This is a genomic window from Glutamicibacter sp. NPDC088483 (assembly GCF_044753145.1).
GTDB lineage: Bacteria > Actinomycetota > Actinomycetes > Actinomycetales > Micrococcaceae > Glutamicibacter.
Genome location: NZ_JBIVMP010000001.1, coordinates 12,481 through 34,307, shown reverse-complemented (window position 1 = coordinate 34,307; position 21,827 = coordinate 12,481). Strand labels below are relative to the sequence as shown.

The 21,827-nt window shown below is 61.8% G+C and carries 21 protein-coding genes and 1 tRNA gene; 17 read left to right on the top strand and 5 right to left on the bottom strand.

Going from position 1 to position 21,827, the window contains the following annotated elements; genetic code table 11:
- Window positions 1-26: 26 nt before the first annotated feature.
- Window positions 27-245, top strand: coding sequence for a hypothetical protein (locus ACIP6G_RS00190; protein ID WP_332489125.1), 219 nt, complete (start codon window positions 27-29; stop codon window positions 243-245).
- A 75-nt stretch (window positions 246-320) separates the two neighbouring features.
- Here the strand turns inward: ACIP6G_RS00190 and ACIP6G_RS00185 are convergent, their stop codons facing one another.
- Entirely contained in the window at window positions 321-908 is a 588-nt protein-coding gene (locus ACIP6G_RS00185) for a GNAT family protein (protein ID WP_332489126.1), read from the bottom strand.
- A 261-nt stretch (window positions 909-1,169) separates the two neighbouring features.
- Window positions 1,170-1,793 (bottom strand): vitamin K epoxide reductase family protein, encoded by a 624-nt coding sequence (locus ACIP6G_RS00180; protein WP_400288014.1) that lies wholly within the window; start codon window positions 1,791-1,793, stop codon window positions 1,170-1,172.
- A 606-nt stretch (window positions 1,794-2,399) separates the two neighbouring features.
- Between ACIP6G_RS00180 and ACIP6G_RS00175 the strand changes: the two genes are divergently transcribed.
- The 15 genes from ACIP6G_RS00175 (at window position 2,400) to ACIP6G_RS00105 (ending at window position 17,625) form a co-directional block, all read left to right on the top strand.
- A complete protein-coding gene (locus tag ACIP6G_RS00175; RefSeq protein WP_400288739.1) occupies window positions 2,400-5,243 on the top strand; it encodes an Rne/Rng family ribonuclease in 2,844 nt (947 codons plus the stop codon).
- A gap of 228 nt (window positions 5,244-5,471) precedes the next feature.
- Window positions 5,472-5,780: a 50S ribosomal protein L21 gene (gene rplU, locus ACIP6G_RS00170; protein ID WP_013349163.1), complete on the top strand. Its 309-nt coding sequence runs from the start codon at window positions 5,472-5,474 to the stop codon at window positions 5,778-5,780.
- Window positions 5,781-5,828: 48 nt separating this feature from the next.
- Entirely contained in the window at window positions 5,829-6,083 is a 255-nt protein-coding gene (gene rpmA, locus ACIP6G_RS00165; RefSeq protein WP_013349162.1) for a 50S ribosomal protein L27, read from the top strand.
- 124 nt (window positions 6,084-6,207) lie between these two features.
- Window positions 6,208-7,797, top strand: coding sequence for a GTPase ObgE (gene obgE / locus ACIP6G_RS00160; RefSeq protein ID WP_400288012.1), 1,590 nt, complete (start codon window positions 6,208-6,210; stop codon window positions 7,795-7,797).
- A 3-nt stretch (window positions 7,798-7,800) separates the two neighbouring features.
- Entirely contained in the window at window positions 7,801-8,958 is a 1,158-nt protein-coding gene (gene proB, locus ACIP6G_RS00155) for a glutamate 5-kinase (RefSeq protein ID WP_400288010.1), read from the top strand.
- Between the two features lie 16 nt (window positions 8,959-8,974).
- Window positions 8,975-10,261 (top strand): glutamate-5-semialdehyde dehydrogenase, encoded by a 1,287-nt coding sequence (locus ACIP6G_RS00150; protein WP_332727761.1) that lies wholly within the window; start codon window positions 8,975-8,977, stop codon window positions 10,259-10,261.
- Between the two features lie 118 nt (window positions 10,262-10,379).
- Window positions 10,380-10,592, top strand: a complete 213-nt coding sequence (locus ACIP6G_RS00145) for a hypothetical protein (protein ID WP_105658498.1) — start codon at window positions 10,380-10,382, stop codon at window positions 10,590-10,592.
- 2 nt (window positions 10,593-10,594) lie between these two features.
- The gene (gene nadD, locus ACIP6G_RS00140) at window positions 10,595-11,200 is read left to right on the top strand and encodes a nicotinate-nucleotide adenylyltransferase (protein WP_105658499.1); all 606 of its coding nucleotides are present in this window, start codon (window positions 10,595-10,597) and stop codon (window positions 11,198-11,200) included.
- Window positions 11,201-11,282: 82 nt separating this feature from the next.
- A complete protein-coding gene (locus tag ACIP6G_RS00135; RefSeq protein ID WP_332595295.1) occupies window positions 11,283-12,665 on the top strand; it encodes a hypothetical protein in 1,383 nt (460 codons plus the stop codon).
- 57 nt (window positions 12,666-12,722) lie between these two features.
- Window positions 12,723-13,103 (top strand): ribosome silencing factor, encoded by a 381-nt coding sequence (gene rsfS / locus ACIP6G_RS00130; protein ID WP_105658500.1) that lies wholly within the window; start codon window positions 12,723-12,725, stop codon window positions 13,101-13,103.
- Between the two features lie 72 nt (window positions 13,104-13,175).
- A tRNA-Ala gene (locus ACIP6G_RS00125) sits at window positions 13,176-13,248 on the top strand.
- A 111-nt stretch (window positions 13,249-13,359) separates the two neighbouring features.
- Window positions 13,360-15,096 carry a DUF222 domain-containing protein gene (locus ACIP6G_RS00120; RefSeq protein ID WP_332503153.1) on the top strand — a complete coding sequence of 579 codons (1,737 nt, stop codon included), beginning with the start codon at window positions 13,360-13,362 and terminating at the stop codon, window positions 15,094-15,096.
- A gap of 179 nt (window positions 15,097-15,275) precedes the next feature.
- The gene (locus ACIP6G_RS00115) at window positions 15,276-16,295 is read left to right on the top strand and encodes a magnesium and cobalt transport protein CorA (RefSeq protein ID WP_332488796.1); all 1,020 of its coding nucleotides are present in this window, start codon (window positions 15,276-15,278) and stop codon (window positions 16,293-16,295) included.
- A complete protein-coding gene (locus ACIP6G_RS00110; protein WP_332595112.1) occupies window positions 16,277-16,936 on the top strand; it encodes a GyrI-like domain-containing protein in 660 nt (219 codons plus the stop codon). Before ACIP6G_RS00115 ends, ACIP6G_RS00110 begins: the two co-directional genes overlap by 19 nt.
- A 14-nt stretch (window positions 16,937-16,950) precedes the next feature.
- Window positions 16,951-17,625 carry a DNA alkylation repair protein gene (locus tag ACIP6G_RS00105; RefSeq protein WP_105658503.1) on the top strand — a complete coding sequence of 225 codons (675 nt, stop codon included), beginning with the start codon at window positions 16,951-16,953 and terminating at the stop codon, window positions 17,623-17,625.
- A 33-nt stretch (window positions 17,626-17,658) separates the two neighbouring features.
- Here the strand turns inward: ACIP6G_RS00105 and ACIP6G_RS00100 are convergent, their stop codons facing one another.
- The 3 genes from ACIP6G_RS00100 to ACIP6G_RS00090 all read right to left on the bottom strand — a co-directional run bounded on the left by ACIP6G_RS00100 (window position 17,659) and on the right by ACIP6G_RS00090 (window position 20,836).
- Window positions 17,659-19,035, bottom strand: a complete 1,377-nt coding sequence (locus tag ACIP6G_RS00100) for an amino acid permease (RefSeq protein WP_105658504.1) — start codon at window positions 19,033-19,035, stop codon at window positions 17,659-17,661.
- Window positions 19,032-20,093, bottom strand: coding sequence for a histidinol-phosphate transaminase (hisC, locus tag ACIP6G_RS00095; RefSeq protein ID WP_332499062.1), 1,062 nt, complete (start codon window positions 20,091-20,093; stop codon window positions 19,032-19,034). The genes ACIP6G_RS00100 and hisC overlap by 4 nt, the downstream gene beginning before the upstream one ends.
- A 209-nt stretch (window positions 20,094-20,302) precedes the next feature.
- A complete protein-coding gene (locus ACIP6G_RS00090; RefSeq protein ID WP_286172087.1) occupies window positions 20,303-20,836 on the bottom strand; it encodes an Lrp/AsnC family transcriptional regulator in 534 nt (177 codons plus the stop codon).
- 108 nt (window positions 20,837-20,944) lie between these two features.
- Between ACIP6G_RS00090 and ACIP6G_RS00085 the strand changes: the two genes are divergently transcribed.
- Window positions 20,945-21,787 carry an SDR family NAD(P)-dependent oxidoreductase gene (locus ACIP6G_RS00085; RefSeq protein ID WP_400288004.1) on the top strand — a complete coding sequence of 281 codons (843 nt, stop codon included), beginning with the start codon at window positions 20,945-20,947 and terminating at the stop codon, window positions 21,785-21,787.
- Window positions 21,788-21,827: the final 40 nt, after the last annotated feature.

The window sequence follows — 21,827 nt, the reverse complement described above, 5'->3', positions numbered from 1 at the left end:
TCAATGCCGACGGGCATCGAAACCCGGTGGTCTTCTTTGAAACCAGTGGAAATAGCAGTGACGGAAGCCTCGGGCAGAAGTCCCGCGGCAAGTTGATTCGCCAAAATGTTCTTGCGCTCAAGGAATTGCTGCTCGGAATGGCATCGGGCGAAGTCCAACAAGAAGATCCAGAACGCTGGGAGGAAATCCCTCACCAGCCGGTGACGGGCTATCAGACCGATTATGCGGGTCTGGTCCAGAAGTGAACTGACGCAGCAGAGCTGGGGCCGCGCAATGCGCGGCCCCAGCTCTGTTAAGGTCTCGTTCTCTGCCTGTGCGGACTACTTGGCGTTGAAGTACTCCTTGGCCAGCAGGCCCATGATGATCTTGTCGTGGAACGACCCATCGTGGAATCCAGCCTGGCGCACTCGGCCCTCTTCGCGGAACCCTGCGCGGTTGAAGGTGCGCAGTGCGCGCTCGTTGTACGCCCAGGCGTTCAAGCCGATGCGGTTCAAGCCCATCTCGCGGAAGCCGTAGTCGATGATCATCTTGGTGGCCATGGTGCCATAGCCTTGGCCCACATTTGAACCACCGATCATGATCATCAATTCGGCGGAACGGGCCGGCGCGTTGTAGTCGTACAAAGCGGTGTGCCCGATCAGCGTGTCGTCGGGAAGCGTGATGGAAAGCCCCACGCCGTCGGTAGTGCCACGGTTGACGCTGCGCGACTTGAAGAGTTCTGCGGCTTCGGTGATCGGGTGGGGAAGTACCAGGTTGCCCTGCAGGGCCATGAATTCTGGGCTATTCCACCATTGGGTGAGGAACGCAAGATCTTCCTCTTGTAGTTCACGGAGCCGAAGGTGTTCGGAAATCAGCAGGTTGATTCCGTAGTCCTGGGCATTTTCTGTGTTCCATATGTCACTTGCCATGCTTCTAATCTACCGGGTCTAGCTGGACAGTATCCGGAAGATCGTTGACGGCGAACCCTTTCCGGCCTTGCCGATGGACGTTTTGACGCGGATCGGAGGCCGAAGCGGGATGTCTTGGCGCCGGTGGCGCGCCGGGGCGCAACAAGCAGTGGCACAAGGCCGGCCGACCTGGTTGGCGGCGGGGTGGGGGGAGCGCCAGGAACAGCACTGCGGGGCCGCTACCGAAGTAGCGGCCCCGCAGGTGGGCATGGAAGCCGGGCTCTAGCCGAAGAAGGCGAGCGGGAAACGCAGGACGACCGATGCGGCAACGAGCGCCCAGATGACGGCAGTAATGATCCAGCTCCACTCGGCGAAGAACTTCTTCACGCCGGCGCCAGCAGGAATCACGCCGGTAAGCACATTGCGTGCGGTTGTGAACACGAACAAGGGAATCGTCATGGCCCACACGACCATGCAGTAAGGGCACAAGGCATTGATTTCATACAGGGCCTGGGACCAGAACCAGATCACGAAGCCCATAGCGGCGGTGATGCCCAGCTGGAAGCACAGCCAGAACCAGCGCTTCAGGTTTGTTGCGCCGGCCAGCAGGGCGAAGCCGATGGCGATAACAACAGCGAAGCAAACGATCCCGAAGAAGGGATTGGGGAATCCGAAGATTCCTGCCTGCTCGGATTTCATCACGGTGCCACAGGAGATCCAGGGATTGACGTCGCAACTGGTGATGTAGTCGGGGTTCTTGTACAACTCCAAGCGTTCCAGGACCAGGATTCCGGCGGCGAGCCAAGAGATCAATCCCGTAACGATGATGAACAGCCCGAAGCCGCGTTCCTTAGCCCACCAGGGCAACACGCCCGAGCCGTGGCTATTTTCTTGTGATGAAACCATGTTTTGACTATTCCATAAGTTCATAGGAAAGCGGGTTATTCCGCCAAGGCCTTTTTCATCCTAGGAAGCATTTCTGTGCATCTGGTGAGAAGCAATGAACAAGGCGTGAACGAAATATGAGAGAATGGGAATGGTTGTTCGCGGATCCACAGTCTGCTTTCAACCCGACGATAGACTTTTGAAACAACAGATCGACAGGCGATGCATCGCTTCGGTTGAGTGCCCAATATGTGCGCCTCCCGGGGGAATACCGCGGATCGTAGGGCTGCAAAGGAAAGCAGCCGGTTTTCTTAGGCCACGTTGATCCGCAGGATTTGCGCCTGGTTCATAAATTTGGACCAGCGTCGAACCCGCGGAAAATAGCGAGCTTTTGTGTCCGGACTACTGGAAGATAAGTAGGCCAAGCGACACGTGATGATTGTAGTTTCAGCAACGGCGCCGTCTGTGGAGGATGCCCGAGCGGGACATAGTAGGAGTACGCGAATTTAAATGAGCGCAGCAAATCAACGAAAGGGCGGAACGCAGGGTAATAAGCGGGGCAACCGTTCAACACGAGCCCGCCGTACCAGTGTTTCAACCACACCCGCGCGACCACTGCGTCGCGCCATGACCTTGGCCGAACTCAATGCCGCTGCCGGCGTCGAGGAAAGCCCATACCGCTGGCGGGCCACCCGCCGCACCCAGATTTCCACCCCTGATTCCACCAAGCGGGCCAGCCGCCAGGCCGAACGCCGGGCGCAGGCAGTGCGCAATACCGCGAATGACGAGGCCGTAGAGGTCGCCGCGGCCAAGCAGGAAGACGTCCAGGACAAGCAGGAAGACGTCCAGGAGCAGAGCGCCGAAATCGCTGCCCCGGCCGAGCAGGAAGTTGCACCGGTTGAGGAAGCGAACGACGTTGACCAGACCGGCATGCTGCTGGCCGAACACGGCAGCACCATGATCTTGAATCCTTTCGCCGTGCCGGAAACAGCTCAGGCTGTTCTGGCCCAGGCTGTTGCGAAGAAGCAGGAACCTGCTCGCCGCGCAGCTGCCGCAGATCCCGAGGCAGACGCCGATGCCGACGACGTGACTTCGCGCCGCCGCCGCCGCCGTCGCCGCGGGGAAGTGGATCTGGAACTTGAGGGCGGCTCGCAGGATGATCCGCCGAACACCGTTACCCGTGTGCGCGCCCCGCGTGGCAGCATCGAAAGCCACAGCTCGGTCAACGACAAGGTCGCTTCGGTGCGCGGTTCCACCCGATTGGAAGCCAAGCGCCAGCGCCGCCGCGAATCACGCGAAACCGGTCGCCGCCGCCAGGTGATCACCGAGGCCGAGTTCCTGGCCCGCCGCGAATCCGTCGAGCGCAAGATGATCGTGCGCCAGCGCGAGGACCGCATCCAGATCGGCGTACTGGAAGATGGAGTGCTTGCAGAGCACTTCGTCTCCAAGACCCAGCAGGATTCGCTGATCGGCAACGTGTACGTCGGCAAGGTGCAGAATGTGCTGCCATCCATGGAAGCTGCTTTCGTGGATATCGGCCGCGGCCGCAACGCCGTGCTGTACGCCGGCGAAGTGAACTGGGACGTAGCCGCTCTCGAAGGCGCGCCGCGCCGCATTGAGAACGCCTTGAAGGCTGGCGACTCGGTCCTGGTGCAGGTCACCAAGGACCCGGTAGGCCACAAGGGCGCCCGGCTGACCAGCCAGATCTCCCTGCCTGGCCGCTACCTGGTCTACGTGCCAGGTGGTTCGATGACCGGCATCTCGCGCAAGCTCCCTGATGTCGAACGCCAGCGCCTGAAGAAGATCCTGAAGGACCACCTGCCGGAAAACGCGGGCGTCATCGTGCGCACCGCCGCCGAAGGCGCTTCCGAGGAAGAACTGACCAACGATATCAACCGGCTGCGTGCGCAGTGGGAAGGCATCGAAGAGCAGGCCAACTCCACCAAGACCCTGGCTCCGGAACTGCTGTACTCGGAACCCGATCTGACCATCAAGGTGGTCCGCGACGTCTTCAACGAGGACTTCACCAAGCTGATCGTTTCCGGTGACCACGCCTGGGACACCATCGAGGCCTACGTCATGTACGTGGCGCCGGATCTGATGGGCCGCCTGGAGAAGTGGGAAGCCGAAGAGGACATCTTCGCCAACTTCCGTGTGGACGAGCAGATCGCCAAGGCGCTGGACCGCAAGGTCTTCCTGCCTTCGGGTGGTTCGCTGGTCATCGACCGCACCGAAGCGATGACCGTCATCGACGTGAACACCGGCAAATTCACCGGTTCGGGCGGCAACCTCGAAGAGACCGTGACCAAGAACAACCTGGAAGCGGCCGAAGAAGTGGTCCGCCAGCTGCGCCTGCGTGACATCGGCGGCATCATCGTCATCGACTTCATCGACATGGTCCTGGAATCCAACCGCGATCTGGTGCTGCGCCGCCTGGTGGAGTGCCTGGGCCGCGACCGGACCAAGCACCAGGTTGCTGAAGTGACCTCGCTGGGTCTGGTCCAGATGACGCGCAAGCGCATGGGCACCGGCCTGCTCGAAGTCTTCGGTGAAGAGTGCGAGCACTGTGCAGGTGCTGGCTTCATCACCCACGAAGAGCCAGTTGAATCGCGCAAGACCTTCAACTCGCAGGGCGAAGCGCACAGCAAGAAGTTCAACGACAAGCCAAGCCGCAACTCCCGCCGCCGTCGTGGCGGCGAGAAGGACGAGCAGAAGCCAGTTGAGAAGCAGGAGCCGGCAGCAGGGGAGAAGGACGAAGCCACGCGCAACGCCCTGGCCAGCATTGCCGCCGCTTCGCACCTGGATGCCGCTGCTGAAAACGCAGTGAGCATCGAGGGCGAACAGATTCCTGTGGCCAAGTCCGCGGCGTCTGCGCAGGGCACCGAGGCCTCGGTTACCCTGGAAGCGCTGGAAGCAGCGTTGCCGGGCCAGGATGAGTCCAGCGACGAGCAGGACGGCAGCCGCAAGCCGCGCCGCCGTTCACGCTCCCGTGGACGCGGACGCAACCAGTCCGAGGAAAACGCTTCGGGCAACGAGGAAGCTCAGGCCAACCAGGAGCAGCAGGCTGCTCCTGAACCTGTTGCCGCCTCGACGTCCCAGGAGCAGCCGCGCAAGCGCTCACGCCGTGCTTCGCGTCCGCAGGAAGCGGCACAGCAGGACCAGCCGGTGCTCACCGGCCTGGCCATGCCTGCTGCCAGCGCGCCTGCTGAGTCCAGCAGCCCCGCGGCTTCCGTCCCAGTTGCCGCCACCGCGGCAGCCCCACAGAATTCCACGAAGCCAAAGCGTCGCAGTCGTCGGGCCACCTCGGTCCAGGGCGATGCGACTGCAGAGGTTCTCGTGGCAGAGGTATCCGCCGCTACCGGTTCGGTAGTTCAGATGGATTCCTCCGGTTCGCAGAAAGATAAGCCAGCTGAGCCTGCCGGGCAACCGGTAATGCTCGGTGTGGGTGTTCCAGTACGCGAACTGAAATAGATGAACTTGATCACGCTTCCCTCGCTGGGGCAGTTTGTATTTGCTCCAGCGGTGTGGACTAGCGTAATCTAGTTGATCGGTGCTAAACGCCAAGATCACGGACTTTTGGTCCGCTCGGCGTCAAGGCACAAGCGCATGAGATCCCCGGGATCGCATCCACTTTGTGGGTGTTCGGGTCGATATCTGCGCCGGTAAGACAATAAACGTCGAGTAGAAGTGAGTACCCACGTGGTGTACGCAATTGTCCGCGCAGGCGGCCACCAGGAGAAGGTTTCCGTTGGAGACCTCATCACCGTTGACCGTCTTCAGGCTGCCCCAGGCAGCTCCATCGAGCTTCCAGCTTTGCTGTTGGTAGATGGCGAGAAGGTAACTTCCGCAGCTGCCGATCTGGCTAAGGTCACGGTCACCGCTGAGGTTGTAGAAAACCTTCGCGGCGAGAAGATCGTAATCCAGAAGTACAAGAACAAGACCGGTTACAAGAAGCGCCAGGGCTTCCGTGCCGCTCTGACCAAGGTCAAGGTCACCTCGATCGCCTAATTCAGGCAATCGTAGAATCCATTTTTGTAGCGAAAGAGGCTAAAAGGCATGGCACATAAGAAAGGTGCGAGTTCCACTCGCAACGGTCGCGATTCCAACGCACAGTACCTAGGCGTAAAGCGCTATGGTGGACAGGAAGTCAAGGCAGGCGAAATCATCGTTCGCCAGCGTGGCACCCACTTCCACCCAGGCGCCGGCGTAGGCCGTGGCAAGGATGACACCCTGTTCGCATTGGCTGCTGGCGCAGTCGAGTTCGGCACCCGTCGTGGTCGCCGCGTGGTGAACATTGTGGCTGCTGCCTAATTCAGGCAACAGGCAAATTTTTTAGTACACAAGGGGTGGGCCGATTTCGGTCCGCCCCTTGCGTGCATAGTTAGACTTTTAAGCGAGTATCCCTCGCAACCCCGTACTAGGAGAAGATGGCCCCGTGGCTGCATTCGTTGATCGCGTAACCCTTCATGTCACCGCAGGTAATGGTGGCCACGGTTGTGTGTCCATCAAGCGTGAGAAATTCAAGCCGCTTGGCGGTCCCGACGGCGGCAACGGCGGCAAGGGCGGAGACATCATCCTGCGCGTCGACCCCCAGGTCACCACGCTGCTGGACTTCCACCACCTGCCGCACCGCAAGGCTGGCAACGGCGAGCCGGGCAAGGGCGGTCTGCACCCGGGCAAGAGCGGCGAGGACCTGGTCCTGGGCGTACCTGCCGGCACCGTCATCAAGACCAAGGACGGCGACATCCTCGGCGACCTGGTCAAGCCGGGCGATGAATACATCGCCGCAATAGGCGGCATGGGCGGCCTGGGCAATGCGTCCATCGCCTCGGACAAGCGCAAGGCCCCGGGCTTCGCGTTGCTGGGCATTCCCGGAACCGGCCAGGATATTGTCCTGGAACTGAAGTCCATGGCGGATATCGCGCTGGTGGGCTACCCATCGGCCGGCAAATCCTCGCTGATCGCCGCCCTGTCCGCGGCACGCCCGAAGATCGCCGACTACCCGTTCACCACCCTGGTGCCCAACCTGGGTGTCGTCGAAGCAGGCGAAACCCGCTTCACTGTCGCCGACGTGCCTGGCCTGATCCCTGGAGCCTCCGAAGGCAAGGGGCTGGGCCACGAGTTCCTGCGCCACGTTGAGCGCTGTGCCGCCATCGTGCACGTGCTGGACTGCGCCTCGCTGGAAGCGGACCGCGACCCAATCAGCGACCTGGACATCATCGAAGCAGAGCTGGCCAACTACGAAGCCGACTCCACCTTCGCCGGTACCGACGGCACCATCGTGCCGCTGATCGAGCGCCCGAAGCTGATCGCACTTAATAAGGTTGACATGCCAGACGGTGCCGACATGGCTGAATTCGTGCGCCCTGAGTTGGAAAAACGCGGTTACCGCGTCTTCGAGATCTCCGCGCTCTCGCGTAACGGATTGCGTGATCTGTCCTTCGCTATGGCTGAATTGGTAGAGCAGGCACGCGCTGAACAGGTTGTTGAAGCCCCAGTAGTCGAGGTGCCTGTGATTCGTCCACGTACCACCAAGCGTGCCGAGTTCACCATCCGCCGCGAGGAGCAGAACTTTGAGCCAATGTGGCGAGTTATCGGTGAAAAGCCGGAACGCTGGATTATGCAGACCGATTTCCGCAACGATGAAGCTGTCGGCTACCTGGCTGACCGCCTGGCCAAGCTGGGCGTCGAAAACCAGCTGTTCAAGGCCGGTGCCAAGCCAGGGGACGCGGTAATCATCGGCGCCGAGGACAACGCAGTGGTCTTCGATTGGGAGCCAACTATGGCAGCTGGCGCCGAACTGCTCGGCGGCAGCCGACGCGGCGAGGACATCCGCCTCGAGGATCGCGGCGATCGCAAGACCCGCGAGGAAAAGCGTGCCGAGCACGAAGAGCGCCGGGCGGCCAAGGCGTCGGCTCGCGCCGAACTGGAAGCCGAACGCAAGGCCGGCGTCTGGACCGAATCGGTTGACTCCAAGTACGGACGAAAGACTGCGGAACCAAAGGCAACCCAGGAGGAAAATTAAAGTATGAGTGAAAGTGCCACCAAAACAATTTCAGCCATTACCTCGCCCCACCAACTGCCTCAAGCCAAGCGCTTAGTGGTCAAAGTTGGATCCAGCTCGCTGACCACGGTCAGCGGCGGGATATCCCACGAGCGGTTGAAGTTCCTGGTGGACACTCTCGCTGAAACTGTCGACAACGGTACCGAGGTCATTCTTGTATCCTCAGGTGCCATTGCCGCCGGTCTGGCCCCGCTCGGGTTGGCCAAGCGTCCCAAGGACCTTGCCACCCAGCAGGCCGCGGCGGCCGTAGGCCAGGGTCTGCTGCTGGCGCAGTACACCCAGCTTTTCGATGAGTACGACCAGCGCGTAGGCCAGGTGCTGCTCACCGCCGACGACCTGATGCGCCGCTCTTCCTACACCAACGCGCTGCGCTCCCTGGTTCGCTTGCTGAACCTGGGCGTGCTGCCCATCGTGAACGAAAATGACGCGGTCGCCACCCGCGAAATCCGCTTCGGCGACAACGACCGCCTCGCCTCGCTTGTGGCCCACCTGGTCAAGGCCGACGCGCTGCTGCTCTTCTCCGACGTGGACTCGGTCTACGACGCGCACCCTGATGACGGCGGCAGCCGCATCACCACCATCGAGCACCCCGACGAACTCGAAGCGGTGGACCTGGGCACCCCGGGGGCAGCCGGAGTCGGCACCGGCGGCATGATCACCAAAGTCGATGCCGCGACCCTGAGCTCCTCGGCGGGCATTCCTACCCTGGTGACCAGCACCGACAATGCCGCCAAGGCGCTGCGCGGACAGGATGTAGGCACCTGGTTCGCCGCCCGCAACTCCCGCCGTTCGGCCCGCGACGTCTGGCTGGCCTACCTGGCTTCCATCGAAGGCAAGCTGATCCTGGATGCCGGCGCAGTCAAGGCCATCGAAAAGGGAACCAACTCGCTGCTGGCAGCCGGCATTACCGCCGTCCGCGGGGAATTCGAGGCTGGTGACGCCGTAGAGATCTGCGACGCGGAAGGAACCCCCTTCGCTCGCGGGCTGGTGAACTTCAGCTCCCATGAACTGCCCGAGATGCTCGGACACAACACCACGGATCTGGTTGAAGAGCTGGGCGAAGGTTACGACAGATCAGTAGTGCATGTTGACGACCTAGCTTTGATCGAACCCATTTTCTAGAATGAGGAGCATGAGTATGGATGCCGTAAACACCGAAGAAACGACCACCGACGTCACCACCTCGGTCCACCAGCTGGCCGACCGTGCACGCCGCGCCGCACGGATCCTCAAGCGCGCCAACCGCGACTGGAAGGACCGCGCCCTCGCGGCCATGGCTTCGCGCATCGACCAGAACCGTGCGATGATCCTGCGCGCCAACGAGAAGGACCTGGCTGCCGGCCGCGCCAATGGCACCTCCGAGGCCCTGCTGGACCGGTTGAAGCTCGATGGCAAGCGCATCGACGGCTTGATTTCCGCGCTGCATGAACTCGCTGGCCTGCCCGACCCGGTCGGTCGCGTGGTGCGCGGGGAAACCCTGCCCAACGGCCTGCGCATGCGCCAGGTCAACGTCCCGCTGGGCGTCATCGGCACCATCTACGAAGCGCGTCCGAACGTCACCGTGGACATCGCCGGCCTGGCGCTCAAGAGCGGCAACTCGGTGCTGCTGCGTGGCGGTTCGGCGGCGCTGAACTCCAACCAGGCGCTGGTCGCGGTGATCCGCGACGCACTGGAGTCCGTCTCCCTGCCCCGCGACATCGTGATCTCGGTCGACGAATTCGGCCGCGCCGGTGCCGACGCCATGATGGGAGCGCGCGGAAAGATCGACGTGCTCATCCCGCGTGGCGGCCGCGAGCTGATCCAGCGCGTGGTCACCACCGCCAAGGTCCCGGTAATCGAAACCGGCGAAGGCAACGTGCACATCTTCCTCGACGCGAGCGCCGACGAGGAAATGGCCGTCGATATCCTGCTCAACGCGAAAACCCACCGCCCCAGCGTCTGCAACACCGTGGAGACCCTGCTGGTCCACAAGGATGCCGCTGTGGCCCCGGCAGTGCTGCAGGCCCTGGCCGCAGCCGGCGTGAGATTGCACACGGACGACCGAGCCGCCGCGCTGGTTCCGCAGCTGCCGACCATCCCGGCGGGGGAGGATGACTGGCGCAACGAGTACCTGGACTTGGATATCGCGGTGAAGGTCGTCGATGGCATGGACCAGGCCCTGGAGCACATCCGCGCCTACTCCACCGGCCATACCGAGGCGATCATCACCTCCACGCTGGCTGCTTCCGAGCGGTTCGTGGCGGAGATCGACTCGGCCGCGGTGATTGTCAACGCCTCGACCCGGTTCACCGACGGCGGGCAGCTGGGCCTGGGCGCAGAAGTGGGCATCTCAACCCAGAAGATGCACGCTCGCGGCCCGATGGGCCTGGCCGAACTGACCACGACCAAGTGGATCGTCCAGGGCGACGGGCACATTCGCAAATAGTTTCTGACCGCCCTTTTCGGTACGATGTAGAAGAAACGTACCGTTACTTTTCGAGCTACTGATCCAGCCGCCCAGGTTGCTGGCTTAGCGAACTCGTGAAAACGACTGGAGAATTATCTTGAACGCGCTGATTTTGGCTTCAGAAGCCGCTTCCACCGGCATGGATCCTCACACTTTCGCTGTGATCGTCGGTGGTGGCATCTTCGCAGCACTGATGGTCCTGCTGCTGATTACCGTTTCCTACACCAACGTAGGCAACCGCCACGAGGCAAAGCCTGAACCAGAGGACACCCACCGCCAGTTCAAGACTCACGTACCACATAGCCACTAGTCTTGGCAGAGCAAAAGCCTCAAGACCGCCCATTGCGCCTCGGCGTGATGGGCGGTACTTTTGACCCCATCCACAATGGCCACTTGGTCGCTGCCAGCGAGGTAGCCGCCGAGTACGGCCTGGATGAGGTCGTTTTCGTGCCCACCGGCCAGCCGTGGCAGAAGGCCGATCGCCAGGTCACCAGCGCTGAGCACCGCTACCTGATGACCGTGATCGCCACCGCGTCGAACCCGCGCTTCACCGTAAGCCGGGTCGACGTCGACCGCGAAGGCGCCACCTACACGCGTGACACCTTGCTCGATCTGCGCGCCTTGCGCCCGGATGCGGAGCTCTTCTTCATTACCGGTGCCGATGCGATGAGCCAGATCATGAGCTGGCGCGACATCGACCAGGTCTTCGACCTCGCCCACTTCGTTGGCGTGAGCCGCCCTGGCTATGTCATCGCGGATGTGGGTCGCGACAATGTCTCGCAATTGGAAATTCCGGCACTGGCAATTTCCTCTACCGATTGCCGGGAGCGTGTCGCCGCCGACAAGCCGGTTTGGTATCTTGTGCCGGACGGTGTGGTGCAGTACATTGCAAAATATGGGCTGTATACCGAGTCGTAACCTCACATAAGGTGGGGTAGCACGGCATAATCTCTAGGTAAGGGTGACGGTATTTGTCTATGCGGTCGGGAGAAGTATCAGGATGAGCGATAACTCGCAGCCGGTTTCAAGCAGGCGAGCTCTGCGCGAAAAACGACGTGCTGAGATGGAAGCTTTGCTGGCCAACAGCAAGGCCGAGCAGGCAGCCAAGGAGCACGCGTCGAAAAGCGCGGAAAAGGCCGAGGATTCGGCGAAGCCAGCGAAATCTGACGCGACCCCAAAGGCCAAGCCGGCACCCAAGGCAGAGCCAGCCAAACCAGCTCCAGCCAAGCCGCAGCCGGCCAAGCCTGCACCCAAGCCAGAGCCGGCAAAACCAGCTCCAGCCAAGCCGCAGCCGGCCAAGCCAGCCGCCAAGGCCGCAGGTGCCAGGCCAGAAACGGCCAAGCCGGCTGGAGCCCCAGCCAAGGCTCCCAGCGCAAAGCCTGCAGCTGAGCCAGCTAGCGCACCACAGTCCGAAGAGTCCCTGGGTGAACGGGCGTCGTTGCGCCGTGCCCGTGACCGCGAGGCCTTGCGCGAGCGTCGTCGACTGGAAGAAGAGGTCGGCGCGCTGACCACTAATATTCCAACGGTCGCCCCCGCGGAGGAACCTAAGCCGCTGACCCGCCGTCAACTGCGCCTCCAGGCGCTGGCAGACCAGGGCAAGGCCGAGCCGAAGGCCCCGGCCGCCAAGAAGCCTGCGCCCAAGGAAGACGCCCCGGAGACTACGGTCATGAGCGTCGAGCAGGCGCTAGCCGCCCGCCGTGCCCACGCGCCGAAGACCCCGGTCGATCCAAACCTGCTGGGGGAGGACGACTCCGAGATCGATCTCGAAGTGCTCGCCCACCAGCGTGAAATGGCAGCCCGCGCGGCCATCATTTCCCGCCGTGCCGCGGAACGTGAACGCCTGCGCATCCAGAATGCCAACCAGGGCAAGGACGACAAGGCCTCCGATCCTTTCACCGGCGCCATGGGCAACATTCGCGAGGTCGAGGACCGCATCGCCAAAACCGGCGTGCAAGGGCCCAAGACCCAGAGTGTTTCGCTGGACTTCAACGCCGGCGGCAAGCTCAGCTCCAAGAAGGACGAAGCGGCACCAGCAGCCAAGAAGCCTATGGCCAAGCCGGCGCCCAAACCCGCAGCGAAGGCCCCCGCCAAGCCTGCGGCCAAGGCACCGGCCAAGCCTGCAGCCAAGCCAGTTGCAAAACCAGCCGCTAAGCCTGCGCCAAAGGCGCCGGCGGATCAGAAGGCTGAAACCCATACGGCCCAACCGGCCCCGGACGTTGACATGCCACGCATCGATGCGGTCAATGCACAGGGCTTGCAGCCACTTGACGTGCAGGCGCACGGCCTCCGCCGCGCCAATAACATGCTGATCGCGATGATCGTCGCCCTCAGCGTGGGCGGTGCAGCATTGATTGCTGGCTTGATCATGTTGCTTGGCAACTAGTTTTCGTAGGACAATTAGGTTCTCGATCTACACCTCTATAAGGAGACACTCCACTCTATGGGAGCACACGCAGAATCAATTGCCCTCGTGAAAGTTGCCGCGCACGCGGCTTCCGAGAAGATGGCAGAAAACATGGTCGCGCTGGACGTTGCCGACCGCTTGGGCGTCACCGACGCTTTCTTGATTGTCTCTGGTGGATCAGAACCTCAGGTGAACGCAATCGTCGATGAAATCGTCGCTGAGGTGCTCGACGAGTACAGCATGCGTCCGATTCGCCGTGAAGGCTTCGGCCAGGGCCGCTGGGTCCTGCTGGACTACGGCGACGTAGTCGTCCACGTTCAGCACCAGGAAGACCGCATCTTCTACGCGCTCGAACGCCTGTGGGCCGACTGCCCAGTCATCGAGCTGCCTGAGGAACTTTCTGAAAACCAGAAGTAACCCTCAATTTGCATCCTGATCAGGTAGTCATCTATGATTATGGAGTTGCCTGATCAGGGCAGCAATCCTTTTGGGGGTATGGCGCAGTTGGTAGCGCGTCTGCATGGCATGCAGAAGGTCAGGGGTTCGAATCCCCTTACCTCCACAAATTAAAATCCTGAAATTTCGGTTTATCCGAGATTTCAGGATTTTTTGTTTTCCACAAACCGTGTTGCCCACCGCCGGTGCCCGCGATGCCCACGGCATGCTGTATCCCATGAGCACAGTGACGGCACAAGCACTATCGAATCTGGTCGAGGCGGGCAAGCTAATCGCCTTGGCTACTTCGATCCTGTCCGGCGACGTACCGGCCGGCCACGCTGCGATATTCGCGCTGTATGTCGAGGAAATCAACCAAAAGCTCAGTCGGGCACAGATCCACGCAGCTCATGCCCTACGCCGCACCGGTGCACACAAACTTGATCAGGCCTCCTTCCAAGCGATCAGCGATGCTGGTGTCGATCCCACGCTGGAACAACTTGAAGCCGCCGAAGGACATGCCACTACCGGGCGCACCCATTTCAAAGACGCCAAAGGCATGATGACCGACTGGCTGAATATTCCGCGCGGCACTGCAGGAACTCGGCTAGTCCAAGCCGACTGCCTGCTAGGTGGTGTCGATCAAGCAGGGCAACCGGTAGAGCCGTGGCTCCCGGAGCTAGCCGCGCAATTCGAAGCCCCGAATGTGGACCCGCGATTGGTAGCTTCTACGGCCTTGAAGCTGCATTCGGCACGTAATGATTTCGGCGACGATGAAACCGGCCAGGCGGAGAAAGCGCGATTGGAAGCAGAATCAGTCGCTTTCCTGCGCTCAGAACCCAAATCGGCTCGTAAGCACATCAATGACTTGGTGGCTCAGGTGAAAGCCGGCAAACGCCCGCTGAAAGCTCTGCTGGAGCGCATTGGCATCTTCAAGAAGGGCATGCGCCAGGGCCTGATCGAGTATACGCTTCGTGTGTTGCCCTCCCAGGCGGCGTATATCGAGGCCTACTTCGCGCAACTGGACAATCCTGCCACCGTGGCCGGGAACAGGGACGGCTTGAAAGACGCCGAGGCTCAATTCACGGGCCAGCAGGACTCCGGTTGGGACGATGCGGAGTCCAAACCGGACTGGGCAAAAGACGATCCGGTGGCGGACGAAGAAACCGAAGACGATAGTCCGCCGGCAGACAACAACGAACAAGTTTCGGAGACCTCGGATGACGAGGAAGAATGTTGCCGGCCGGGGGATCCTGAAGAACGTAATACTGAATCAGCTACCAATGGTGCAGTCACTCCATGGGAGGATTTGAAGCCCGAGCGACGCCGTTTAGTTGGATTCATGGCAATGCTGATGAGTGACAGGACGAGCACCAGTGACCCGCCGGGTCAACGTGCTGGGTTGGTCGCACCGCAGGTGAGCATCATTCTGAATTGGGACAAGATGCAAGAGCAAGCACAAGACTTCGCGGTCACCAGCAGTGGGATGTCCTTGTCTGCTGGTGAAGTCAGAACTGCGCTGTGCAATGCCGGAGTGTATCCGGTAGTGCTCAATGGCCAGAGCCTGCCCCTCGACTTAGGCCGGACGCAACGACTGTATTCGAAGTCCCAGCGCCGTGCGATCCGAGCCGCCTACCGGGGCTGTTCCTATCCTGGATGCAGCATGCCCGTAGAACGGTGCGAAATTGATCATCTGGACGCGTGGGAAAAGGGTGGACGAACGGATATCAAGTCTGCCGGGTTGAATTGCCTGATACACCACACTGCCCGGCATTGCGGGTTGTTCCACGCGGTGAAGATTCCGGAGAGCAGGCCGATGGTATTGCTTTCACCAGAATTGGATCCGGAACAGAAATTGCGGATCAATACGTATTTCATGACTCCCGCAGAGGCATTGGAAGCTGAAGCGTTGGCGGATGAAACGACAGCGAAGTGGCGCGCGGGGGAGCTGGACGTAGAAATCGTCGAACCTTGAGATCCCCCTAGCAAGATTCAGCCGCCGACGAGCGGAGGACCGTTTCAGCGCCGATATTCTCGCCGGAGTTGCGATACTTGAATGAACGAAGATCATTCAGGAGCAATATGTCACGTGTTCAACGCCGGGCTGCGAATTCCCGACCATTTTTCGGTACCCAGAATTCGTCGCATACCTCGATGGCTGTTCGCTATATTGATGATGGCAACGTGGAATCCGCTCCGGAAGGCACGAGCGCGGCCGATGCGCTGGCGTTCGGCCAGACTGGTGATCAGCGCATTGCTTTGTCCTTGTATCCCACACCAGATGAAGCTGACATCCACGATCTCACCGAGGCGTGGGAACTGCATCCAGTGCTGGCCGAAGACCTCGTGCACGCCCGCCAGCGGCCTAAACTCGAACGCTACGGCGAGGTGCTCCTACTGGTAGTTCGCTCAGCGTTGTACCTCGATGAATCCGAAGAAGTCGAGCTGTCCGAGTTCCACATCCTGATGCGCAAAGGCGCTGTGGCGGTGCTCTGCCAGGACCACCGGTGGATCGACGGCACAGACGGCGAGGAATTCGTCGAGTCAATCAGGAACGGCAAGCTTCGCAAGGACCAGGTGCTGCTCAAAGACCCGGAGCTGCTCCGGTTGGGCGCCGAAGCAGTGCTGTACCGGATACTTGATGCGATTGTTGATGGATACGCCCCCGTGCTCCACGGCCTGGGGATCGACAAGGAGCAGATCGAACGGCAAGTCTTCAGTGGCGATGCCGCAGTCACCGAACGCATTTATCGCCTCAGCCAAGAAGTGATCGACATGCAGCATGCGACCGCGTCATTGCTGGAGGTCGTGCAATCGCTCGACGACGGGTTCAAGAAGTACCCGGTGCCCGCTGAGCTGGAAACCTACCTGCAGGATGTCACTGACCACCTCACCCGCGCGCATACCCAAGCCGTGGAATACCGGGATGCGCTATCGCAGATCTTGAGCGTCAATTCCACCCTCGTAGCCCAGCGCCAAAACGAGGACATGAAGAAGATTTCCGGTTGGGCAGCGATCCTCTTCGCCCCGACCTTGATTGCAGCGATTTACGGGATGAACTTCGAGAACATGCCAGAACTGCATTGGACCTTCGGCTACCCGATTGCGGCCGGCCTCATGCTGGGATTTGCTGCCGCACTATATGGTGTATTCAAATGGCGCAAGTGGTTCTGAGCGGAAAGATTCCAGGGGAGACATTGACGGCGAAAATCGACTTCAAGAAGTCGCTGGACAGCTATCGGTCCGTGGCCGGGCAGTTCCGTGTCCTGCAGCTGCCAGCGATGCACTACCTGATGTTCGATGGATCAGGTGACCCGAATACCAGCAACTTGTACCAGCAAGCCCTGCAAACCTTGTATCCGGTGGCCTACAAACTCAAATTCGCGAGCAAGGCGCAGGGCAAGGACTATGTCGTCCCGCCGCTGGAAGGCTTGTGGTGGGCCGAGGACATGGCGGTCTTTACCGAACGGAGAGACAAGGAACAGTGGAGCTGGACCATGATGCTGATGGTCCCGGCGTGGATCAACGAGGACGACTACGCGACGGCTCTGGAAACCGCCCAGGCGAAGAAGCCGTTGCCTTGCCCTGGGCGCATCCGGTTCCAGTCGCTTGCTGAAGGCCAATGCGTGCAGACGCTGCACATTGGCCCCTACGATGCAGAAGCCGAAATCCTGGCCGCGATGCACCACGAATTCATACCCGGCCAGGGACTGCGCATGACTGGCAAGCACCACGAGATCTACCTCGGCGACCCTCGTAAGGTGGCACCGGAAAAGCTTCGCACGATCCTGCGCCAACCCGTTGAGCCCAACTAGCGAGAGGAAAATAGATGGAACTGGCACCCCAGAGCACAGTTGCCCAAGTGCAACAGGCACTGGCCGAGCTCGAAGACCCCAAGTACCGCGCGGTCAATGAGAAGCACGGCGATGATTTCGGCGTGAATCTAGGCAAGCTCCGCGCCTTGGCCAAGTCGTTGAAGAGCAACCAGGAGCTTGCCGAGGAACTCTGGGCCACCGGCGAAACCGCAACCCGGCTGGTCGCGCTGCTGATCGCCAAACCACGGAGCTTTACCTTGGAGCAGCTGCAGGTGTGGAGCCAAGGCGCCAGCACTCCCAAGGTCCAAGCATGGTTCCTGAGCTACATCGTCAAGAAATCCAAGCTGCTCGAGGAGCTCCGCCTGCTGCTCATGAGCCAGAGCGACCCGGTACAGCTGGCTGCCGGCTGGGAGCTGACTGCCCACCAGGTAGTCAAGGCCCCGGAACTGCTGGACCTGGAACAGCTGCTTGACACGATCGAAGCCCGAATGAGCGCCGCACCGGATCGCCTGCAGTGGGCGATGAATACGACCCTGGCGCACATCGGCATCGAGCATGAGCATTTGCGCCGACGTGCCCTGGCCATCGGCGAGACCTTGCAGGTGCTGGCGGACTACCCGACCTCCGCCGGGTGCATTTCACCATTCGCTCCCATATGGATCACCGAAATGGCCAAAAGAAAAGCCTAGGTCCAGCAATCGCTGGACCTAGGCTTCCGGGAGCTAGGCGTCCGCCGGTTCCTCGCGCTTATCGCGCAGCGCGATCTTGGAGATCACCCAGATCACGGCGGTCAGCCCGCCGGTGAGCAGCAGCTGGGTGCGCGCCGCGGGATCAGTCATCGCGATGGCGACAATCGCCGCAAGGACGATGATCGTAGCGATCGACAGGCCCGGGAAACCCCACAGCCGCAACGGCAGATGCCCGCCATCGCGGTCCGCGCGGCGACGCAGGATCAGCTGCGTCACGGCAATGAACGCCCAGATGAAGATGATGGTCGAACCCACCACGTTCAGCAAGATCGGCATCACAGCCTCGGGCCAGATCCAGTTCAGGCCCACGGCCAGGAAGGAGAAGGCCACGGAGGCGATCACGGCCTTCGACGGCACGCCCTTGCCGGTCACGTGGGTGACGGCGCTCGGGGCGAGCTTGCGCTGGCCCAGCGAGTACAGCATGCGCGAGGAACCGTAGATATTCGCGTTCATCGCCGAAAGCAAGGCGACCACGACCACGGCGTTCATCAAGAAGCCCACGCCTGGAATGTGCATGACATCCAGTGCAGCCGCAAATGGGCCGTCCACGATCGCCGGATCATTCCAGGGCACCAGGGCGACAATGACCAGGATCGAGCCGAGGTAGAAGAACAGGATACGCATCATCACGGATTTGACCACGCGCTTGATGTTGCCGGCCGGGTCCTTGGACTCGGCGGCCGCGATGGACACCACCTCGGTACCGCCGAAGGAGAAGATGACGATCAGGACTGCGGCGGCGATGCCGGCCATGCCACCGGGGGCGAAGCCGCCATGGGCGGCCAGATTGGCGAAGCCAACTGGTTCCGGCGTCGGGATCACCCGGGTCAGCACCAAGGCGCCGAAGACCAGGAACGCGATGATCGCAGCCACCTTGATCACGGCAAACCAGTATTCGAAACGGCCGTAATTCCTTACGCCGAGCAGATTCGCTCCGGTCAGGACCACCACGAAGCCGAGCACCCATGCCCACTGCGGGAAGGCCGGAACCCAGCCGGCAGTAATAGCCGCGGCCCCGGTAGCCTCGGCAGCGATCACCACGACCAGCTGGATCCAGTAGAGCCAGCCCAGGGTGGACCCTGCGCTGCGCCCCATGGCTTGGCCAGCGAAGGTGGAGAACGCGCCGGAGGACGGATTGGCGGCTACCATCTCCGCGAGCATGGCCATGATCACGATGATCACGGTTCCAGCGATCAGGTAGGAGACCAGCACTGCCGGACCAGCGATGGAAATGGCCTGGCCGGAGCCGACGAACAGGCCAGCGCCGATCGCGCCGCCCAGGCCCATCATGGAGATCTGGCGCCGGGTCAGCCCGGTATGCAGCTGCTCGGGGGCTTTGACTGCGCTCACGCGGTGGCCTCCTGGACGGACAGGGCCGCGAGCACGCGATCGACGTCGTGTGCGGTACCGGAGGAAATCCTCAACCCGTCTCCGGGGAAGGCGCGAACCACTACACCGCCGGCGGCGAGCTTGGCTTCAAGCTGTTCGGTTGACTCTCCGGCATCCACCCAGACGAAGTTCGCCTGCGACTTCACGACCGGGTACCCGGCAGCGGCCAGGCCCTCGTACATCCGCTCGCGCTGGGTGACGACTTCCTCGATGCGCAGCGACAGCTCGCCGATGGCGGCCAGCGAGGCCACCGCCGCGCGCTGTGCCAAGTCGGAGACGCCAAATGGCACGGCCACCTTGCGCAGGTTCCCGGCAACTTCCAGCGGGCTGATGGCGTACCCGACGCGCAGGCCAGCCAGGCCGTAGGCCTTGGAGAAGGTGTGCAGCACGGCCACATGCGGGTACTTGCGGAACAGCTCGATGCCATCGGCCCGCACGGCCGAGCGGTCGAAGTGCACGTAGGCTTCGTCGACGACGACCAGCACGTTGCGCGGCACGGCATTGATGAACTCATCCAGCGCGCGGGCCTCCACCACCGTGCCGGTCGGGTTGTTCGGGTTGCAGATGAAGACCAATCGGGTCTTATCGGTGATCGCGGCCAGCATGGCGGGCAGATCGTGGCGGCTATCGGCATCCAGGGGCACCTCGACCGGGGTTGCGCCGGCGATCCGCACCAGCGAAGGATACGCCTCGAAGGAGCGCCACGCGTAGATGACTTCGTCGCCCTCGGCGGCAACCGCATGGATGATCTGGGCCGCGACCTCGACCGAGCCCGCGCCCAGGGTGATGTGCTCCGCCGGGACGCCGAACTGCGAGCTGAGGGCGCCGGTCAATTCGGGCGCCGCGATGCTCGGGTAGCGGTGGATCGTGGCCAGGCCCTCCTGGATGCTGGACAGCACCGAGGGCAGCGGGCTATGCGGGGATTCGTTGGATGAGAGCTTGGAGGCTCCAGCGGCTGCGGGCTTGCCCTGCTTGTAAGCGGGCACTTCCTGCAAGGAGGGGCGCTGGTGAAGGGTCATGAGTTTCCTCTCTGACTGCCAGAGCTGCACGAGGTTGGCAATCGTTCGTATGGCAAAGCCGTGGTGCGTGGTCAGCGGTGGCCCTGCTCATATCCTCGCGTGTCGCGATTCACAAGCATCGACTGTAGGTTGAATGAATCTGCCGGCGCAATCGCAAACTCTGTTTCTATGCAGGCTGCATAGCAATCGCCGCCAATCAACCCATTTTACTAGTCAATCTGCCCAGTGTTTTCCACTTCTGCCTCGGCCCTAGCGCACGCTGCGACCAGTGGCAGTGTCCTTCCCTGGAAATGCTCGTGCAGGGCGAAGGAGGATGAGGTCCTTGCCACACCCGGCACCTTGTTGATGCGGTTGAAAATCGCCTGCAGGTCCTCGGGGGTCCGGGCCACAACGCGCAGCTGCAAGTCCGAACTGCCGGTCACGGTGTACATGTCGAGGATTTCCGGGATGGATTCCTCCAATGCGCTCGCGACCGGATCGTGCCCGTAGCGCTGGATGATCTCCACCTGGCAGAACGCGACCAGCGTGTACCCGAACCCCGCAGGCTTGACCCGCGGGACGATGCCCTGGATGACGCCAGCCTCGTGGAGCCGGGCCAGCCGGCTGCTGATCGTGCCGCGGGCAACACCCAAGCGCCGGGCGCACTCCATCACCGGAAGCATCGGCGATTCGGTGAGCAGTTCGATCAAATCCGCGTCCAGGCGGTCAATGCGCACGGTCGTCCTTTCGACGAGTCGGTCCAATGATCCAAGGCTAGCGGTGTTTGCTGGGCGCGCTCGATGAAAATGAGCCAAGTGTAATCCGCGCCACAGGCTAGGCTGTTGCCATACTGATCCTCAAGGAGTTCACTGATGGGCAAGACACCTCTCCAGTCGGTAGCCGGTTTGCACGTCCTTGTCACCGGGGCCGCGCAGGGCATGGGTTTGCTTTTCGCCAGGCAGGCTTGCCTCGAGGGCGCGGCACGGGTGGTCATCTGGGACATCGACGCGGCCAAGCTCGACGCGGCTGCCGAGGAGCTGCGCCAGCTCGGCGGCACTGTCGAGACCCATGTGGTGGACCTTGCCGACCAGAGCCAAATCCAGCGCTACGCCGCCACGGCGGTGGAGGGCGGGGGAATCGACGTGCTGGTCAACAACGCCGGGGTGGTCACCGGCACCTCCTTCGCGAAGCACAGCACCGCGCAAATCACCGCGGCCATGCATGTGAACGCGCTCGCCCCGATGTACTTGACCCACGCCCTGCTTCCGCAGCTGGGCCGACGGGGCAAGGGCCGGGTGCTGACCATCGCCTCGGCGGCCGCGCTGGTGTCCAACCCGAATATGAGCGTCTACGCGGCCTCCAAGGCCGCGGCCCTGTCCTTCAGCGATTCGCTGCGGCTGGAAGGCAACGACCAGATCGCCGTGAGCACCATTTGCCCGACCTATATCAGCACCGGCATGTTCGCGGGCGCCAAGCCGTTGCTGCTGACCCCGATCCTGGAGCCGGAAGTCGTGGTGGACCGGGCGTGGCGGGCGATGCTTGCCGGCACGCCGCTGGTGCTGATGCCGTGGACCAGCAAGCTGGGCCAGCTGCTGCGCGGCGTGCTGCCGCGACCGGCCTGGGATTTCGTGGCCGGCAAGGTTATCGGCGTATACCGCTCGATGGACGAGTTCACCGGGCGAACAACGCGGGACGAGCAGATGAATCGGGGCTGAAAGTTCGCTGGCCCATCTGTTGCTGGAGGGCCCTGCGGGG

Excerpts from the sequence above, each read along its gene's own strand:
- ACIP6G_RS00115 (WP_332488796.1), top strand. The coding sequence starts at position 15,276 with ATGGCTGTTCGCTATATTGATGATGGCAACGTGGAATCCGCTCCGGAA.
- ACIP6G_RS00135 (WP_332595295.1), top strand. The coding sequence starts at position 11,283 with ATGAGCGATAACTCGCAGCCGGTTTCAAGCAGGCGAGCTCTGCGCGAA.
- ACIP6G_RS00180 (WP_400288014.1), bottom strand. The coding sequence starts at position 1,793 with ATGGTTTCATCACAAGAAAATAGCCACGGCTCGGGCGTGTTGCCCTGG.
- rpmA (WP_013349162.1), top strand. The coding sequence starts at position 5,829 with ATGGCACATAAGAAAGGTGCGAGTTCCACTCGCAACGGTCGCGATTCC.
- hisC (WP_332499062.1), bottom strand. The coding sequence starts at position 20,093 with ATGACCCTTCACCAGCGCCCCTCCTTGCAGGAAGTGCCCGCTTACAAG.
- proB (WP_400288010.1), top strand. The coding sequence starts at position 7,801 with ATGAGTGAAAGTGCCACCAAAACAATTTCAGCCATTACCTCGCCCCAC.
- ACIP6G_RS00150 (WP_332727761.1), top strand. The coding sequence starts at position 8,975 with ATGGATGCCGTAAACACCGAAGAAACGACCACCGACGTCACCACCTCG.
- ACIP6G_RS00120 (WP_332503153.1), top strand. The coding sequence starts at position 13,360 with ATGAGCACAGTGACGGCACAAGCACTATCGAATCTGGTCGAGGCGGGC.
- ACIP6G_RS00185 (WP_332489126.1), bottom strand. The coding sequence starts at position 908 with ATGGCAAGTGACATATGGAACACAGAAAATGCCCAGGACTACGGAATC.
- ACIP6G_RS00105 (WP_105658503.1), top strand. The coding sequence starts at position 16,951 with ATGGAACTGGCACCCCAGAGCACAGTTGCCCAAGTGCAACAGGCACTG.
- ACIP6G_RS00085 (WP_400288004.1), top strand. The coding sequence starts at position 20,945 with ATGGGCAAGACACCTCTCCAGTCGGTAGCCGGTTTGCACGTCCTTGTC.
- rsfS (WP_105658500.1), top strand. The coding sequence starts at position 12,723 with ATGGGAGCACACGCAGAATCAATTGCCCTCGTGAAAGTTGCCGCGCAC.
- ACIP6G_RS00175 (WP_400288739.1), top strand. The coding sequence starts at position 2,400 with ATGACCTTGGCCGAACTCAATGCCGCTGCCGGCGTCGAGGAAAGCCCA.
- ACIP6G_RS00110 (WP_332595112.1), top strand. The coding sequence starts at position 16,277 with ATGGCGCAAGTGGTTCTGAGCGGAAAGATTCCAGGGGAGACATTGACG.